Origin of the sequence: Massilia forsythiae (genome assembly GCF_012849555.1) — a bacterium.
Classification (GTDB): domain Bacteria; phylum Pseudomonadota; class Gammaproteobacteria; order Burkholderiales; family Burkholderiaceae_D; genus Telluria; species Telluria forsythiae.
This window is the reverse complement of the sequence record NZ_CP051685.1, coordinates 2,517,346-2,534,536: the sequence shown is the minus strand read 5'-3', so window position 1 is coordinate 2,534,536 and position 17,191 is coordinate 2,517,346. Positions and strand designations below refer to the sequence as shown.

General features: G+C 68.6%; 11 protein-coding genes. 4 read left to right on the top strand and 7 right to left on the bottom strand.

Features of this window, described 5'->3' with window-relative positions:
- Positions 1-22: 22 nt before the first annotated feature.
- Positions 23-3,439, top strand: coding sequence for an MHYT domain-containing protein (locus HH212_RS10930; RefSeq protein ID WP_170202500.1), 3,417 nt, complete (start codon positions 23-25; stop codon positions 3,437-3,439).
- Positions 3,436-4,452, top strand: coding sequence for a response regulator (locus tag HH212_RS10925; protein WP_170202499.1), 1,017 nt, complete (start codon positions 3,436-3,438; stop codon positions 4,450-4,452). Before HH212_RS10930 ends, HH212_RS10925 begins: the two co-directional genes overlap by 4 nt.
- Before the next feature lie 197 nt (positions 4,453-4,649).
- On the opposite strand, the gene HH212_RS10920 is transcribed toward HH212_RS10925, so the two are convergent.
- The 6 genes from HH212_RS10920 to HH212_RS10895 all read right to left on the bottom strand — a co-directional run bounded on the left by HH212_RS10920 (position 4,650) and on the right by HH212_RS10895 (position 12,994).
- Positions 4,650-5,798, bottom strand: a complete 1,149-nt coding sequence (locus HH212_RS10920) for a glycosyltransferase family 4 protein (protein ID WP_170202498.1) — start codon at positions 5,796-5,798, stop codon at positions 4,650-4,652.
- 10 nt (positions 5,799-5,808) lie between these two features.
- Complete coding sequence (locus HH212_RS10915) at positions 5,809-6,930, bottom strand: glycosyltransferase family 4 protein (RefSeq protein WP_308633260.1); 1,122 nt, start codon at positions 6,928-6,930, stop codon at positions 5,809-5,811.
- Positions 6,927-7,826 carry a GDP-mannose 4,6-dehydratase gene (locus tag HH212_RS10910; RefSeq protein WP_170205383.1) on the bottom strand — a complete coding sequence of 300 codons (900 nt, stop codon included), beginning with the start codon at positions 7,824-7,826 and terminating at the stop codon, positions 6,927-6,929. The genes HH212_RS10915 and HH212_RS10910 overlap by 4 nt, the downstream gene beginning before the upstream one ends.
- Before the next feature lie 55 nt (positions 7,827-7,881).
- Positions 7,882-8,925 (bottom strand): GDP-mannose 4,6-dehydratase, encoded by a 1,044-nt coding sequence (gene gmd, locus HH212_RS10905; protein ID WP_170202497.1) that lies wholly within the window; start codon positions 8,923-8,925, stop codon positions 7,882-7,884.
- Positions 8,926-9,334: 409 nt separating this feature from the next.
- Entirely contained in the window at positions 9,335-11,647 is a 2,313-nt protein-coding gene (locus HH212_RS10900; protein WP_170202496.1) for an NADP-dependent malic enzyme, read from the bottom strand.
- A 63-nt stretch (positions 11,648-11,710) separates the two neighbouring features.
- Positions 11,711-12,994, bottom strand: coding sequence for an ROK family transcriptional regulator (locus tag HH212_RS10895; RefSeq protein ID WP_170202495.1), 1,284 nt, complete (start codon positions 12,992-12,994; stop codon positions 11,711-11,713).
- 176 nt (positions 12,995-13,170) lie between these two features.
- Here HH212_RS10895 and HH212_RS10890 point away from each other — a divergent pair, with 176 nt between their 5' ends.
- Together HH212_RS10890 and thiL are read left to right on the top strand one after the other, a co-directional pair.
- Complete coding sequence (locus HH212_RS10890; RefSeq protein WP_170202494.1) at positions 13,171-13,485, top strand: SemiSWEET transporter; 315 nt, start codon at positions 13,171-13,173, stop codon at positions 13,483-13,485.
- A 55-nt stretch (positions 13,486-13,540) separates the two neighbouring features.
- Positions 13,541-14,530 carry a thiamine-phosphate kinase gene (gene thiL, locus HH212_RS10885; RefSeq protein WP_170202493.1) on the top strand — a complete coding sequence of 330 codons (990 nt, stop codon included), beginning with the start codon at positions 13,541-13,543 and terminating at the stop codon, positions 14,528-14,530.
- A gap of 18 nt (positions 14,531-14,548) precedes the next feature.
- On the opposite strand, the gene HH212_RS10880 is transcribed toward thiL, so the two are convergent.
- Positions 14,549-17,179 (bottom strand): EAL domain-containing protein, encoded by a 2,631-nt coding sequence (locus HH212_RS10880; protein ID WP_170202492.1) that lies wholly within the window; start codon positions 17,177-17,179, stop codon positions 14,549-14,551.
- Positions 17,180-17,191: the final 12 nt, after the last annotated feature.

Below are 17,191 nucleotides of genomic sequence, written 5' to 3'. Positions count from 1 at the left end.
TTCGGCAGTTTCGTCAATTCACATGCCCTTATTCGACCTGTTCACCGTGCCCGCGGACGCCTCCCTGCTCAGCTACGGCACCTATTCGCCGCAGCTGGTCGCGCTGTCGGTGCTGGTGGCGATCTTCGCCTCCTGGATGGCGCTGCAGGTCGCCGGCCAGGCCGCGGCCAACCGTTCGCAGCGCTGGATCGTGCTGGGCACCGGCAGCCTGGCGCTGGGCGCGGGCGTGTGGGCGATGCACTTCATCGGCATGCTGGCCTTCGACCTGTGCACGGAGGTCGACTACGATCCGATCACGACCATCATCTCGGCGCTGCCCAGCATCGGCGCCTCGCTGGTGGCGCTGTCGATGATCGCGCGCGAGCGCCTCGGTGCGCGCGACCTGGTCATCGGCGGCACCCTGGTCGGCGCCGGCATCGGCGCCATGCACTACGCCGGCATGGCCGGCATGCGCATGGGCCTGGGCCTGCGCTACGACCCGCTGATGTTCGGCCTGTCGATCGTGGTGGCGGTGGTGCTGGCGACGATCGCGCTGTGGGTGCGCTTCGGCCTGTCCAGCCTGTCGCACCGGCTGAGCGAAGGACGGCGCCTGCTGCTGGCCTCGATCGTGATGGGCTGCGCCATCGCCGGCATGCACTACACCGGCATGGCGGCGGCGCGCTTCGTCGGCCATGCGGCGCCGAGCACGCACCTGACCATCGGCAGCACCTTCCTGGCGGTGACGATCAGCCTGATCACCGTCATCTTCACCGGCGTAGTGTTGGCTGCGAACGGCCTGCTGCGCTACCGCCAGCTGTTCCGCGAGCTGTCGCGCAACGAGGCCTGGATGCGCGCCCTGCTCACCACCACCGTCGACGGCGTGATCACCATCGACCAGGACGGCAGCATCCACGAATTCAACGCCTCGGCCGAGCGCATCTACGGCTGGACCCGCGCCGAGATCGTCGGCAAGAATATCCGCATGCTGATCGGCGACGAGGAAGCCTCCGAGCAGGGCGGCCTGCTGCGTTCGCTGAAGACCGGCGAGATCACCCATTGCGCCAGGAGCGCCGACGTCACCGGACGCCACAAGGACGGCAGCATCGTGCCGATCCGGCGCGCTGTCGGCCATGCGCGCCTGGGCGGGAAGGACCTGTTCGTATGCTTCATCACCGACATCAGCGAGCGGCGCACGATGGAACAGCAACTGCGCGCCAGTGAGCGCCAGTTCCGCTCGCTGATCGGCAACATCCCCGGCATTTCCTACCGCTGCCTGGTGGAAGAGGATCACAAGCTGGCCTTCATCAGCGACGCCGTCGAGCGCGTCACCGGCTATCCGAGCGCCGACTTCATGGGCGACCGGCCGCTGCGCCGCTTCGACAACCTGATCCATGTCGCCGACCGCGCCCGCACCGAAACGGCCTACGCCGAGGCGCTGCGCGACGACCGCCCCTACCTGGTCGAGTACCGGCTGCAGCATGCCGACGGCAGCACCCGCTGGCTGTGGGAAAACGGCACCGGCGTGCGCGACGACAATGGGGAACTGCGCTGGATGGACGGCGTGGTGCTCGACATCACCGAGCGGCGCCAGATGGAAGAGGCGCTGCGCGAAGCCAAGGAAAAGGCCGAGCAGGCGGCCAGCGCGCGCGCCAGCTTCGTGGCCAACATGAGCCACGAGATCCGCACGCCGATGAATTCCATCCTCGGCTTCACCGACGTGCTGCTGGACGGCGAACTGAGCGACGACCAGCGCCGCCACCTGGACACCGTGCGCCGCGCCGGCCGCTCGCTGCTGCGCCTGCTGAACGAGATCCTCGACACCGCCAAGCTGGAAAAAGGCGCGGTCGAACTGGAACAGAACGACTACAACCTGCTGTCGCTGATCGACGAGCTGACCTCGACGCTGTCGGCCAACGCCCATGCCAAGGGTTTGCAGCTCGACGTCCACTACGATCCGGCGCTGCCGACCGCGCTGCGCGGCGACGAGCTGCGCCTGCGCCAGGTGCTGACCAACCTGCTGGACAACGCCGTCAAGTTCACCGCCGAGGGCAGCGTGACCCTGAGCGCCGGGTTGCAGGACGGCCAGCTGCACTTCGCCGTGCGCGACACCGGCATCGGCATCGCGCCCGAACGCCTGCAGGCGATCTTCGAGCCGTTCACCCAGGCCGACGCCTCGATGACGCGCCGCTTCGGCGGCACCGGGCTGGGCACCACCATCTGCAAGCAGCTGGTGGAACTGATGAAGGGCAGTATCCACGCCGAGAGCGTGCCGGGGCAAGGCACCACCTTCCACGTGCTGTTGCCGCTGGTGCCGGCGCGCCATGCGCCGCAGCAGGCACGCGTGCGCACCGCCGCCGTTTTGCCGCCGCTGCGCGTGCTGGCGGCCGACGACGTGGCGCAGAACCTGGAACTGCTGCAGCTGCTGCTCACGCGCCGCGGCCACACCGTCACCGTCGCCGGCGACGGCGCGCAGGTGGTCGAGCTGGCCGGGCGCGGGGATTTCGACCTGGTGCTGATGGATTTCCACATGCCGCTGATCGACGGCTTGAGCGCCACCCGCCTGATCCGCGCACAGGCCGCCGGCGCCGGCCGGCCGCGCGTGCCGGTGATCGCCATGACCGCCAGCGTGCTGGACGAGCACCGCCGCGCCAGCGTCGATGCCGGCATGGACGGTTTCGCCTCCAAGCCGGTCGACTGGTACCAGCTGTCGCACGAGATCGCGCGCGTGCTCGGCCTGGCGCACGGCATGACGACCGCTCCTGCCCTGCCGGCGCGGGTGCGGCAGGTGCTCAACCGCCATGCCGGCCTGCAGCGCTGGAGCGGCAACGAAGCGGCCTACCTGCAGGCGCTGGCGCAGTTCCGCGGCCAGCACGCGGGCCTGGCGCAGGCGCTGGCCACGCACGCCACGCGCGCCGACTACCGCTCTTTGTACATGTTGTCTCACAAGGCGCGCGGCGTGGCCGCCAACCTCGGCCTGGAATTGCTGGCCGACGAGCTGGCCGCGCTGGAAGGCATGATCGACGCCGACAGCGGCAAGCTGTATCCGGGCGCCGACGCCCGCCTGTACGCCGGCCTGCAGGCGCTGTGCCCGCAGCTGGCCAAGGCGCTGGGCGCGCTGCGCGACGCGGTCCCGGCACCGCTGCGCGCGACGGCCGCAGCCGCGCCAGCGGACGGCAGCGCGGCGGCGCCCGACCGGTCCGCCAACCCGGCGCCCGAACCCGCGCCCGACCTCGCCCGTGCGCGGCGCGCCGGCGAAACGCTGCGCGAGGCGCTGCGCCGCGGCGCGCTGGGCGACGTCCCGCTGGCCGAACTCACCGACGCCCTGGGCGGCCACGCGCTGGCCGCCAGGGTGGCGCAGGTGCACGCGGCGCTGTCCAACTTCGAATTCGACATGGCCCTGCAACAGCTCGACACCGTGCTGGGCGCCATCGATGCCCATGAACAGGAAATGACTGCATGACGAACATCCACCAACCCCTCATCCTGGCCGTCGACGACGAAGCCAGCAACCTGCAGCTGCTGCGCCAGATCCTGCAGGACCACTACCGCCTGCGCTTCGCCAAGGACGGCCCGCGCGCGCTCGAACTGGCGCACGAGGAGCGCCCCAACCTGATCCTGCTCGACGTGATGATGCCGGGCATGAGCGGCTACGAGGTGTGCGCCGCGCTCAAGGCCGATCCGAAGACGGCCGGCATCCCGATCATCTTCGTGTCCGCGCTGGGCGACATCGAGGACGAGCTGGAAGGCTTCGAGGCCGGCGCGGTCGACTACATCACCAAGCCGATCAGCCCGCCCATCGTGCGCGCGCGCGTGCGCACCCACCTGTCGCTGGTGCGCATGGAAGAGCTGCGCGCCTCGCGCCTGGAGATCGTGCAGCGCCTCGGCCTGGCCGCCGAGTACAAGGACAACGAGACCGGCCTGCACGTGATCCGCATGAGCCACTTCGCGCGCATCCTGGGCCTGGCCGCCGGCATGACCGAGGCGCAGGCCGACGATCTGTTGCACGCGGCGCCGATGCACGACGTCGGCAAGATCGGCATCCCCGACCGCATCCTGCAAAAGCCCGGCCCGCTCGATCCGGACGAGTGGAAGATCATGCAGAGCCACGCGTCGATCGGCGCCGAGATCATCGGCCGCCACGACGGCGGCATGCTGGCGCTGGCGCGCGACATCGCCATCTCGCACCACGAGAAGTGGGACGGCAGCGGCTATCCGAACGGCCTGGCGGGACAGGCGATCCCGCTGGTCGGACGGATCTGCGCGATCGCCGACGTGTTCGATGCGCTGACCTCCGTGCGGCCCTACAAAAAGGCGTGGACCGAGGAAGAAGCGGTCGAGTTCATGGTCAAGCAGAAGGAAAAGCACTTCGATCCGGCGCTGGTCGACTTGTTCGTCACCCAGCTGCCGGCGATCCGCGCGATCCGCCAGCGCTGGGCGGAGCAGCCGGCGGAAGCGGAGAAAGCGGCGGCATGATCACCGCCGTGCCAGCACGGGGTAAAGGCTGCCACTGGCATTGTTTACCCCGTGCTGCGTGTCCGAAGTTCGTATTGTCGAAGCATTCGGGTTCCTTTTGACGTACCGGATTCCGTTGCCGAGCATGGGTCCCCGCCTGCGCGGGGACGACGATATGCATATGCCCGTGGCCGGGTGAACGCGGGGAGGGTGCCGGTTCAGCGCGCCGGAACGGCCGCGATCCTGGCCGGCGCCCTGCGCGCCACCAGTTCGCGGTACAAGGCCGCGTACTCGTCCGCCATCTGCGCCGAGGTGAACAGCTGCCAGTAGCGCGCCTCGGCACGCTGCCCCATCCGGCGCGCCATGTCCGGATCGTCCCACAGCGTGCGCATGGCCGCGCGCAGCGCCTCGGGGTCGGACGGCGGCACCACCAGCCCGCTTTCGCCGTGCACGTTGATGTAGGTGGTGCCGGTGCCGATCTCGCTCGAGATCATCGGCTTGCCGAACATCGCGCCTTCCAGCAGCGAGATGCCGAAGGCTTCCGAGCGCAGGTGCGACGGGAACGCGACCGCGTAGCACAGCTCCAGCAGTGCCACCTTGTCCGGTTCGTCCAGCGCGCCCATGAACATCACGTTCTCGAGGCCGAGGCGCGCGGCGTGGGCCTTGAGTTCCTGCTCGATCGGGCCGGCGCCGACGATCACCACCGGGTAATCGGTGCCCTGCACCGCGTCCAGCAGGATGTGCAGGCCCTTGTAGTAGCGCAGCACGCCGACGAACAGGAAGAACTTCGGGCCGACCCGGGCGCGCCAGTGGGCCAGGCGCGCCGGGTCCGGTTCCGGATAGGTGCTGCGGTCCAGGCCGAAGGCGATCACGCGGGTCTTGTCACGGTAACGGTCCAGCACCGCCGACGACGCCAGGTAGTTGGGCGAGGTGGCCACGATCGCGTCCACGCTGCCGAGGAAGCGGTGCATCAGCGGCTGGTACAGCTTCAGCAGCGCCTGCTGGCGCACGATGTCGGAGTGGTACGTGACCACGGTCGGCTTGTCGATGCGCGCCAGGAAATGCGCGACGTCGGTGAACGGCCACGGGAAGTGGTAATGCACCACGTCGGCCTGCGCCGCCATGCGTGCCAGCGCGCCGATGGCCCGCACCGAGACCGCGTTCGAGGCCAGTTCGAAGTCGAGCGGGACGCGGTGCACGGTGTGCCCCTCGAATTCGAAGGGCGCCAGGTCGGCCGCGCGCGACAGCGACAGGACCTGGTTGGTCACGCCCAGGCGCCCGGTGCCGACGCACATCTGGCGGATCACCTGCTCGATGCCGCCGACCGAATCGGGAAAATACGTCTTGCAGAAATGTATGACACGCATGGCTTGGCTGTCAAAGTAGGGAACGGTACACGGCGGCAGTCTGCCGCGCCGTGGCCTTCCAGGTCAGCTGGGCGGCGCGCGTGCGCCCGGCCGCGATACAGCGCGCCCGCAGCGCCGGCTCGCGCGCCAGCGCCAGCATGGCGGCGCCAATCGCCCCGGCGTCGAGCGGATCGACCTCGAGCGCGGCGCCGGCGCTCACCTCCGGCAGCGAGGTCGTGTTCGACGCCACCACCGGCACCCCGGAAGCGAAGGCTTCCACCACCGGAATGCCGAAGCCTTCGTACAGCGAGGCGAACACGAACACGCCGGCGCAGGCATACACGTGGCGCAACTGGCCGTCGTCGGTCAGGCGGTTCAGCCAGACCACGGCGGCGCCGTCCTGCACCGCGGCGGCGATGCGGCGCAGCAGTTCTTCCGAGCGCGCGCCGGCATTGCCGACGATGACCAGCTGGCGCTCGGCGCGCACCGCGGCCGGCAGCGCCAGGTAGGCATCCAGCACGCGGCCGACGTTCTTGCGCGGCTGCAGCGTCCCGACGAACAGGAAATAGCCCGGCCGTAAACCATGCGCGGCCAGCGTCGCCGCCACGTCGAAGGCGTCGGGCGGATCGAGCCATTCGTCGTCGACGCCGCACGGCACCACGCTGACGCGGCGTTCGTCGACCCCGAAGCATTCGACCAGTTCGTCGACCGCATAATGCGACAGCGCGATCACGCGGTCGGCCTTTTGCGCGGCCTTTTTCTGCAGCCAGTTCTTCATGCCGCGCAGGCGCGGGTTGCACCACTCCGGGTGCTTGATCGGCAGCGCATCGTGCAGGCTGGCCACGACCGGGCAATCCATGCGTACCACGCGGTAGTCGGTGACGTGGAAGACGTCGGCCGGCATGTGCATGCGGCGCCCGGGCAGGATCAAATCGGCTGCCGAAGCCAGCTCGAACGAGGCCGGCAAGGCACGTCCGACCGTCGGCCGTGCCTTGCCGCGCAGGCGCGGCCAGGAAAACGGCGCTACGCTGCAACCGGCGTCCGGCAGGTGGCGCAGCAGGGCGCGCGTGTACACGCCGATGCCGTCCAGCCTGCCGCCCGTGAAGCCCGGTTCGATCATGTTCGTTCCCAGGCCGACGCGTACTCCGGTCACGCGCGGTACATCCAGCGCAGCGTCTCGACCAGCGGCACCGGCTCGACCGGGCCGGTGGCCGCGGCCAGCCTGGCGTTGCTGCCGGCCAGGGTCTGCACCTCGTTGGCGCGCACGAAGGCCGGGTTCACGTGCACCTCGATACGATAACCGGCGATGTCGCTCATCATGTCGATCACGCTCTGCAGCGCATGCGACTGGCCGGAACAGATATTGAAGGTGCCGCCGGCCGGGGCCGCCGCCAGCAGGCGGCGGTAGCTGCGCGCGACGGTGCGCACGTCGGAAAAATCGCGTGCGATCGCCAGGTTGCCCAGCTCGATGCGGCGCGCGCCCTGGCGGAAATGCGCCACGATCTTCGGCAGCAGGAACTGTTCGCCCTGGCCGACGCCGGTATAGTTGAACGGCCGCGCGATCACGATCGGCAGGCGGTCCATCCACAGGCGCGCCATGTATTCCATGGCCAGCTTGCTGACGGCGTAGTCGTTGGCCGGCATCGGCGCCACGTCCTCGTCGATCAGCGCCACGCGGGCATTGCCGTAGATGTTGGCGGACGAGGCCAGCAGCACGCAGGACGGCTTGTGCGCACACGCCGCCAGCGCTTCCAGCAGGTTGCGGGTGCCGGCCACGTTCACGCGATAGAACTGTTCGGCGTCGGCATGGCCGACGAAGGCGATGCCGGCCAGGTGCACGACCACGTCCGGGCGCGCCTGCTCGACCATGGCGGCCACCACCGCGCGGTCGCACAGGTCGACGGCGAACACGCCGGGCCCGGTCGCGTCGCCCGGCATCACGGTGCCGAGCACCTCGTAGCCGGCGGCTTCGAGTTCGCGCGCCATGTAGACGCCGGTGAAGCCGCGCAGGCCGGTGATCAGCGCGCGCCTGCCCTCGCCTTCGCGCATCGTGTCTGCGCGCACTGCATCGTGGCCGGCGCGGTCCTCCGTCGGGCGCGCCATGTCAGAAGGAAAAGCCCAGTTCGTTGCGGCGCAGGTCGGCCTCGACCATCATCTGGCACAGTTGCTCGAGCGTGGTGCCGGCCTTCCAGCCCAGTTCGCGCTGCGCCTTGGAAGCGTCGCCGATCAGGAGGTCGACCTCGGCCGGACGGTAGAACTTGGGCGATACGCGCACCAGCAGCTTGCCGCTGCGCGCGCAGCGGCCGGTTTCGCCTTCGCCCTGGCCGCTCCATTCGACGTCGATGCCGGCCGCCTTGAATGCCATGCCGACGAAGTCGCGCACGGTTTCGGTACGGTTGGTAGCCAGCACGAAGGTATCCGGGTCGCGCGCCTGCAGGATGCGCCACATGCCTTCCACGTATTCGCGCGCATAGCCCCAGTCGCGCTTGGCGTCCAGGTTGCCCAGTTCGAGCACGTCGAGCTTGTTGAGCACGATCTTGGCGACCGAGTCGGTGATCTTGCGGGTGACGAACTCGCGGCCGCGCAGCGGCGACTCGTGGTTGAACAGGATGCCCGAGGAGCCGAAGATGCCGTAGGATTCGCGGTAGTTGACGGTCATCCAGTGCGCGTACAGCTTGGCCACGCCGTATGGGCTGCGCGGGTAGAACGGGGTGCTTTCGACTTGCGGCACGGCCTGCACCTTGCCGAACATTTCGGACGTCGAAGCCTGGTAGAAGCGCGCCTTCGGATGCACGATGCGGATCGCCTCGAGCAGGTTGACCGCGCCGATGCCGGTGATGGTGGCGGTGGTCACCGGCTGCTCGAAGGAAACGCCGACGAAGCTTTGCGCCGCCAGGTTGTAGACTTCGTCCGGACGGCTGCTCTCGATCAGGCGGATGCTTGAGGACAAGTCGGTCAGGTCGTATTCGACCAGCGCCAGGTTCGGGTGGTTCTGGATGCCGAGTTCCTCGATGCGCCAGAAGTTGACCGAACTGGACCGGCGGAAGGTGCCGGTCACGTGATACCCTTTTTCCAGGAGCAGTTGCGCCAGGTAGGCGCCATCCTGGCCGGTAATCCCGGTGATCAGGGCTTTTTTTGTTGTGTGCATGTTCTTGGTGATTCCAGTATTGGTCTTGAGGAACCTCTCCCGGCAGGGATGGGTTCCAGGAACCTCCGCGAGGGCCGCAGGGCAAACGGGACAGGTTCGGACCAGATAAATTTCCGACAACCCGGCATTGTAGCAGAGCCGGCAATCCCGTCTTTGCACAAAAGAAAGCGTTCAAAATATGCAACGGTTGATTTTGCATTATGGCTTGAAAAGCGGATTCGTCAGCGTGTGATTACGTCTTGTTACGAGTGCCTCAAGCTATCTTACAGTTTCACGAATTGTCTGGAACTTCCTGCGTTTGCAGACAATCATCCGAGGTGAAAAACGCCGCGGGCACGGCGCACCCGTACCCCAAGGAGGCCGGGCACACCGCGCCCGCGGCGGCGTCATGGTGCGGGCAGACCGGCGCTCAACGCGCGGACACGGCGTCCACCACGCACAACGCGGTCATGTTGACGATGCGGCGCACCGTCGCCGACGGCGTCAGGATGTGCACCGGACGCGCGCAGCCGAGCAGCACCGGACCCACCGCGATGCCGTTGCCGGCGGCGGTCTTGAGCAGGTTGTAGGCGATGTTGGCCGACTCGATGTTCGGCATCACCAGCAGGTTGGCGTCGCCCTTCAGCGTCGACTGCGGCATCAGCTTGTTGCGGATCTTCGAATCGAGCGCGGCGTCGCCGTGCATCTCGCCGTCGACTTCCAGCTCCGGCGCCTTTTGCTGCACCAGGGCCAGCGCGGCGCGCATCTTGCGGGCCGACTCGCTGTTCGAGGTGCCGAAGTTGGAGTGCGACAGCAGTGCCGCGCGCGGGGTGATGCCGAAGCGTTCCAGCTCCTCGGCCGCCATGATGGTGATCTCGGCCAGCTGCTCCGCGCTCGGGTTTTCGTTGACGTGGGTGTCGACCATCGCCAGCTGGCGTTCCTGGGTGATGACGAAGTTCATCGCCGCGTACACGTTGCTGCCGGCGCGCTTGCCCAGCACCTGGTCGATGTATTCCAGGTGCACCTGCGTGGTGCCGTAGGTGCCGCAGATCATGCCGTCGGCGTCGCCCTTGTGGATCATCATCGCGCCGATCAGGGTATGGCGGCGGCGCATGGCCAGCTTGGCCAGGTCGACGGTGATGCCCTTGCGCATCACCATCTGGTGGTAGCTCTGCCAGTAGTCGCGGTAGCGCTCGTCGAAGTCCGGGTTGATCACGTCGAAGTGCTCGCCCAGTTTCAGGCGCAGGCCGAACTTCTCGATGCGCTGCTGCAGCACGGCCGGCCGGCCGACAAGGATCGGGCGCGCCAGCTTTTCGTCGACCACCACCTGCACCGCGCGCAGTACGCGTTCTTCCTCGCCCTCGGCGTAGACGATGCGCTTGAGTTCGGGCGGCGTGTCCTTGGCCACTTGGAACAGCGGCTTCATGAAGCTGCCGCTGCGGTACACGAACTGCTGCAGGCTCTCGGCGTAGGCGGCCAGGTCGGCGATCGGCCGGGTCGCCACGCCCCCGATCATGGCGGCCTTGGCCACCGCCGGCGCGATGTGGGTCAGCAGGCGCGGGTCGAACGGCATCGGGATCAGGTATTCCGGCCCGAACGACAGGTTCGAGATGCCGTAGGCCGAGGCCACGATGTCGGATTGCTCGGCGTGCGCCAGGTCGGCGATCGCGTGCACCACCGCGATTTCCATCTCGCGCGTGATGGTGGTGGCGCCGCAGTCGAGCGCGCCGCGGAACATGTAGGGGAAGCACAGCACGTTGTTGACCTGGTTCGGATAGTCCGAACGGCCGGTGGCGATGATGGCGTCGCTGCGCACCGCTTTCGCATCTTCCGGCAGGATTTCCGGATTCGGGTTGGCCAGCGCCAGGATCAGCGGATTCGGCGCCATGTCGGCCACCATCTCGGGCTTGAGCACGCCGCCGGCGGACAGGCCGAGGAAGATGTCGGCGCCGGGGATCACCTCGCGCAGCGAGCGGTGCGGCGTGTCCTGGGCGAAGCGTTCCTTGTCCGGGTCCATCAGCTCGGTGCGGCCCTGGTAGACCACGCCGGCCAGGTCGGTGACGTAGATGTTCTCGATCGGGAAGCCGAGGTCGACGATCAGGTCGAGGCAGGCCAGCGCGGCCGCGCCGGCGCCCGACACCACCAGCTTGCACGCCTTGAGGTCCTTGCCGACCACCTTCAGGCCGTTCAGGATGGCGGCGCCGACGATGATCGCGGTGCCGTGCTGGTCGTCGTGGAAGACCGGGATCTTCATGCGCTCGCGCAGCTTGCGCTCGATGTAGAAGCACTCGGGCGCCTTGATGTCTTCCAGGTTGACGCCGCCGAAGGTCGGCTCGAGCGCGGCGATCACCTCGATCAGCTTGTCCGGATCGGTCTCGTTGATCTCGATGTCGAACACGTCGATACCGGCGAACTTCTTGAACAGCACGCCCTTGCCTTCCATGACCGGCTTGGACGCCAGCGGGCCGATATTGCCCAGGCCGAGTACCGCGGTGCCGTTCGAGATCACCGCCACCAGGTTGCCGCGCGCCGTGTATTTGTACGCGGTGGACGGGTCCTTGACGATTTCCTCGCAGGGCGCGGCGACGCCGGGAGAGTAGGCCAGCGCCAGGTCGCGCTGGTTGAGCACGGACTTGGTCGGGGTGACGGCGATCTTGCCGGGGCTGGGAAACTGGTGGTATTCGAGTGCCGCGGCACGCAGTTGCTGGCGGAGTTCTTCTTTTTTATCGGTTGACGAATCCATGCTGTGCTGCCTTCCTGTCTCACTGGGGGCTTACGATTCTAGCAGAGTGGTTCGCCGCACCCCCTACGTATTTTTACCGACGGCCCGCGCGCCCGGCACGGCCGCTTTCAGGAACAGGCCGTGCGCGGGGGCGAAGTGGGCGTGCAGGGGCAGCCAGGCGGCGCCGGTCGCCTTGGCGTCGGCGCCGGCTTCGCCGGCGTGCAGGCGCGGACGCGCCACGCCCTGCCAGCCGTAGCGCTCCAGCGCCGCCTGCGTGGCCTGCAGCAGCTCGTGCAGCAGCGTGCGCCCGAGCGCCCCGTCCACCACCACGCCCTCCAGGTCGAGCAGGCAGGCCGCGCTGCAGGCCGCGTACGCGAGCGCGTCGGCGGCGCGCGCGATCCAGCGCCGCACCACCTCGGCCGCCGGGCCGCCCGGCAGGCGCTCGTCCATGCAGTCGAACGCGGCCAGGCCGGCATCGAGCAGCATGCCTTCCAGCGCCAGCAGCGAAGCCGCTTCCAGCAACTGGCCGACCCTGCCGTCCGCCCCGGCGCCCAGGCCGGGTCCGCCGGACGCGCCGTGCAGCCCCAGCGGCAGCGACGCCAGCGCGCCGGCATTGCCGTGCAGGCCGCCGTGCGGCTGGCCGTCGATCACCAGGCTGCCGCCGACCAGGGTGTCGACGAACACGTACAGGTAAGTGCGCAGGCCGCGTCCGCGTCCCGTCGCCAGTTCGGCCATGCCGGCGGCGGCGGTGTCCTTGGCGAAGCTCACCGGCAGCGGCGTCATGTCCTGCAGGCGCTGGCGCAGGTCGGTGCGCGCCCAGGCATCCGCATCCTGCGCCGCCATCTGCAGCTGCTCGCGCCAGCCGCCGAACGACAGCGGCGCCGCCAGGCCGACGCCGGCGATGCGGCGCGCGTCCGCTTCGCCCAGGAAGGCGTGCACCCGGCCCAGCTGCGCGCCGATGGCCGCGAACACCGCTTCCACCCGCGGGCTCGCATAGTCGACGCCGCCACGCCAGCGCGGCGCCCCGCCGAAGTCGAGCAGCAGCACGTCCAGCCGGCGCCGGCCGATCGCCACGCCGAGCGCATACGCCGCATCCGGCCGCAGCGCGATCGGACGCGACGGCTGGCCGACCGCGCCGCGGCGCGCCGCCAGGCGCTGCACCATGCCCTCTTCCAGCAAGCGTTCGACGATCACCGACACCGCCTGCGTGCTCAGGCGGGTCAGGCGCGCCAGTTCGGCCTTGGGCAGGCTGCCATGCACGCGGATGGCGTGCAGCAGGATGCGCTCGTTGAATTCGCGTACGCCGACCTGGTTGGAACCGGACAGGGCATTCGGGGTGGCGTCGGATGGCGCAGGAAACAGGGACATGGGCTCGCTTTGATCGTCGTTGGGGACGGATCGCTGCGTGTTGCACGCACGATCGACCGGAACACGCTTGATTAAATCAACCGGTGTGATTTATTATAACCTTTCCCTGGCGCCGTATTGCAAAAGCACCGCATCCGGCGCATGTCCAACAGCAAGTCATGAAAAGGGGGTTGCACATGCAACATGTCATCGAACTGATGGGCTACCTGGCGGGCCTGTGCACCACCGCCGCCTTCATTCCCCAGGTAATCATGGTGTGGCGCCAGCGCTCGGCGCAAGGCATATCGCTCGGCATGTACCTGGCGTTCTGTTTCGGCGTATTCCTGTGGCTGTGCTACGGCCTGATCATCCACGCCTGGCCGGTGGCCATCAACAATGCCTGCACGCTGGTACTGGCGGCATCGGTGCTGGTGATGAAATGGCGCTTCGACCATGCGCCGGCGCGTGCGGCCGCGCGCGCAGCGCTGGGCAACGCCGGCCAGGCATCCTGAGCCGGGGAAGGCATCCGCTTGCCGGTGCGGCATCCGTCCGGCTTACAATCGCGGCATGCTCTCCGAATTCGACCTCATCAAACGCTATTTCAAGCGTGACCGTCCCGCCGCTCCCGGCAGCCGCACCGTCCTCGGCATCGGTGACGACTGCGCCCTGCTCGCTCCCACGCCCGGCAAACTGCTGGCGGTATCGTCCGACATGCTGGTCGAGGACCGCCATTTCTTCGCCGGCGCCGATCCGTTCCTGCTCGGGCATAAATCGCTGGCGGTGAACCTGTCCGACCTGGCGGCGATGGGCGCGGCGCCACTCGGCTTCACGCTGGCGCTGGCGCTGCCGGGCGCCGATCCGGCCTGGCTGGACGGTTTTTCGCGCGGGCTGTTCGCGCTGGCCGACGAACACGGCTGCGAACTGGTGGGCGGCGACACCACCAGGGGACCGCTGAACGTCTGCATCACCATCTTCGGCGAAGTCGCGCCCGGCCGCGCGCTGCGGCGCGACGGCGCCCGTCCCGGCGACGACATCTGGATTTCCGGCACGCTGGGCGATGCGCGCCTGGCGCTGGCCGCTTGCCGCGACGAAGCCGGGATCGACCGCGCCGCGCTCGACGCCGCCCACGGCGCGCTGGCGGCGCGGCGCCTGCATGCGCCCACGCCGCGCGTGGCGCTGGGACGGCTGCTGGCCGAAGGCGCGCTGGCGCGCGCGGCGCTCGACATCTCGGACGGGCTGGTGGGCGACCTCGGGCATATCCTGGCGGCGTCGCGGGTCGGCGCCGTGCTCGACGTCGACGCCCTGCCGGCCGGCCCGGCGCTGGCGCGCCAGCCGCGCGCGCTGCGGCGGCGCTTCACGGCGGCCGGCGGCGACGATTACGAATTGTGCTTCACCGCGCCGGTCGCCGGCCGCGATGCCGTCCTGGCGGCCGGCGCGGCGTGCGCTACGCCGGTGACGCGGGTCGGGCGCATCGCGGCGCAGCCGGGGCTGGCGCTGGTAGATGCGGACGGCGCGCCGCTCGACCTCGGCCTGCGCGGGTGGGACCATTTCGCGTAGGGTCCACCATCCACGTATTTACGCGGCCTCTTCGTCGCGCGGCGCCTTGCGGTCGTCGTACGGCCCGTGCGTCAGCCAGTACTCGCGGAACGCCAGGCGCACGTTGTCGCGCAGCTCGGTGTCGTTCCACGGTTTCGTATAGAAACGGTAGATGGCGCCGCGGTTGATCGAATCCAGCACGGTCTCGACGCCGGTGTAGCCGGACAGGATGATGCGGATCGTGTCCGGATACATCTCCTTCACCTTGCTCAGGAATTCGGTGCCGTTCATCACCGGCATGCGCTGGTCGCACAGGATCACCTGCACCGGGTGCAGCGCCAGCAGCTCGAATCCTTCCGCGGTCGACGCCGCCGTCAGCACCCGGTAGTTGTCGCGCCGGAACAGGCGGTACAGCGCCGCCAGCACGTTGACGTCGTCGTCCACGACCAGCAAGGTCTGCAGGTTGCGCTCGTCCGTGGCCGGCCGGCTCGGCTGGCTGCGGTTTTCCAGCACCAGCCGCATCAATTCGTCGGCCGGCAGCGCGCGCGCGATATGGAAACCCTGCACCTCGTCGCAGCGGTGGCGCCGCAGCAGCGCCATCTGGGCGCGCGATTCCACGCCTTCGGCGATCACCTGCATGTGCAGGCTGTGCGCCATGCTGATGATGGCCAGCGCGATGGCCGCGTCGTCCGGGTTGGTGGTGATGTCGCGCACGAAGGCGATGTCGATCTTGAGCTTGTCGATCGGGAAGCGCTTCAGGTAGGCCAGGCTGGAGTAGCCGGTGCCGAAGTCGTCGATGGCGATGCGGATGCCGAGTGCCTTCAGGCTTTCCAGCACCTCGATGGTGTGCTCGAAGTTCGACATCAGCGCGCTTTCGGTCAGCTCCAGTTCCAGCAGGCCCGGGTCGACGCCGTGGCGCGCCAGCGCGGCGCGGATGTCGCCTTCCAGGTCGCCCTCGGCGAACTGGCGGCTGGAGACGTTGACCGCCACGCGCAGGTCGCGCACCCCGTCCGCGCTCCAGGCCGCGATCTGGCGGCAGGCCTCGTCGATGATCCAGGAACCGACCCGCACCACCATGCCGGTGTCTTCCATCAGCGGCACGAATTCGGCCGGGTAGACCAGGCCGAAGGCGGGACGGCGCCAGCGCAGCAGCGCTTCCACGCCGCCGATGCGGCCGGTGTTCAGGTCCATCTTGGGCTGGTAGTGCAGCTCGAACTGCCGTTCGTCCAGGGCCGAGCGCAGCGCCAGTTCCAGGTCGAGGCGCGCCAGCACCTGCACGTTCATGCCGGCGGTGAAGAAGCGGTAGCCGTCGCGCCCGGCCTCCTTGGCGCGCACCATCGCCACGTCGGCATACTTCACCAGCGTACCGGGGTCGACCGCGTCGTCCGGATACATGGCGATGCCGATGCTGGCAGTCAGCAGCGCCTGCTTGCCGTACAGGTCGAACGGCGTGCGCAGCGCTTCGCGCACCTCGTTGGCCAGCGCCACCGCCTCGCCTTCCTGCTGCTCGCGGGACATGATCAGGATCAGCGCGAACTCGTCGCCGCCGAGCCGGCCGACCCGGTCGCGCAGGCGCACGCAGCGCACCAGGCGCGTGCTGAACTGGCGCAGCAGTTCGTCGCCCAGCGACGGCCCGAGCGAATCGTTGACCACTTTAAAACGGTCGAGCGTGATGAACAGCACCCCGATGCGCCAGTTCTTGTCCTGCGCCAGCTCGATGGCGTCGCGCAGGGTCTGGAAGAACAGCGTGCGGTTCGGCAGGCCGGTCAGGCTGTCGTAGTTGGACACGTCCTTCAGGCGCTGGGCCGCCTGCAGCCGTTCGGTGATGTCGCGCGCCACTGCGATCAGCATGTGCATGCCGGGCTGGCGCTGCCAGCTGATCTCCACCGGCACCGTGCCCTGGCCGTCGCCGCACATCATCTCGGTCTCGGCGATATCGTGCTCGAACTCTTTACCGTGCTCGAAGTCTTGACCGTGCTCGAACCCGGGACCGTGCTCGTGTTCGTGCCCGGCCACGCCCTGGCCGGCATAGCGCTCCAGCTGTCCGCGCTCGGCCAGGCCCAGCGCCACCGGGTCGATGCGCAGCAGCGCGTCGCGCGAAAACCCGAGCATGCGGCAGGCGCCGTCGCTGACGTCGATCATCGCCATGGTGGCGGCATCGACCAGGAAGATGGCGTCGGACGTCGCGTCCATGGCGCCGCGGAAGCGCTGCAGCTCGGCGGTGCGCTCCTGCACCTTTTTTTCCATGCGCGCGCCGTGCTCGCGCGATTCGCGGTGCAGCAGGCGCACCTCGAGCAGGTTGCGGATGCGCGTGAGCACCTCGACCGTGTCGAACGGCTTGCCGATGAAGTCGCGCGCGCCCGCCTCCAGCGCCGCCAGCTTCTTGTCCGGCTCGGCCGTCACCACCAGCACCGGCAGCCACGACTCGCGCTCCATCGGTTTCAGCGCCTCCATCACCTGGAAGCCGTCCATGTGCGGCATCTGCAGGTCGAGGATGATCAGGTCGTAGCGGTGCTGCGCGTGCAGCGGGGCCACTTCGCGCGGGTCGGTCGTGCTGGACACCTGCTCGTAGCCGCTGCTCTTGAGCAGGAACTCGAGCAGCTGCACGTTGACCGGTTCGTCGTCGACGACCAGGATGCGCGCGCGGCGTATGTCCGACGGCGAAATCATGCGGTGGTCCTC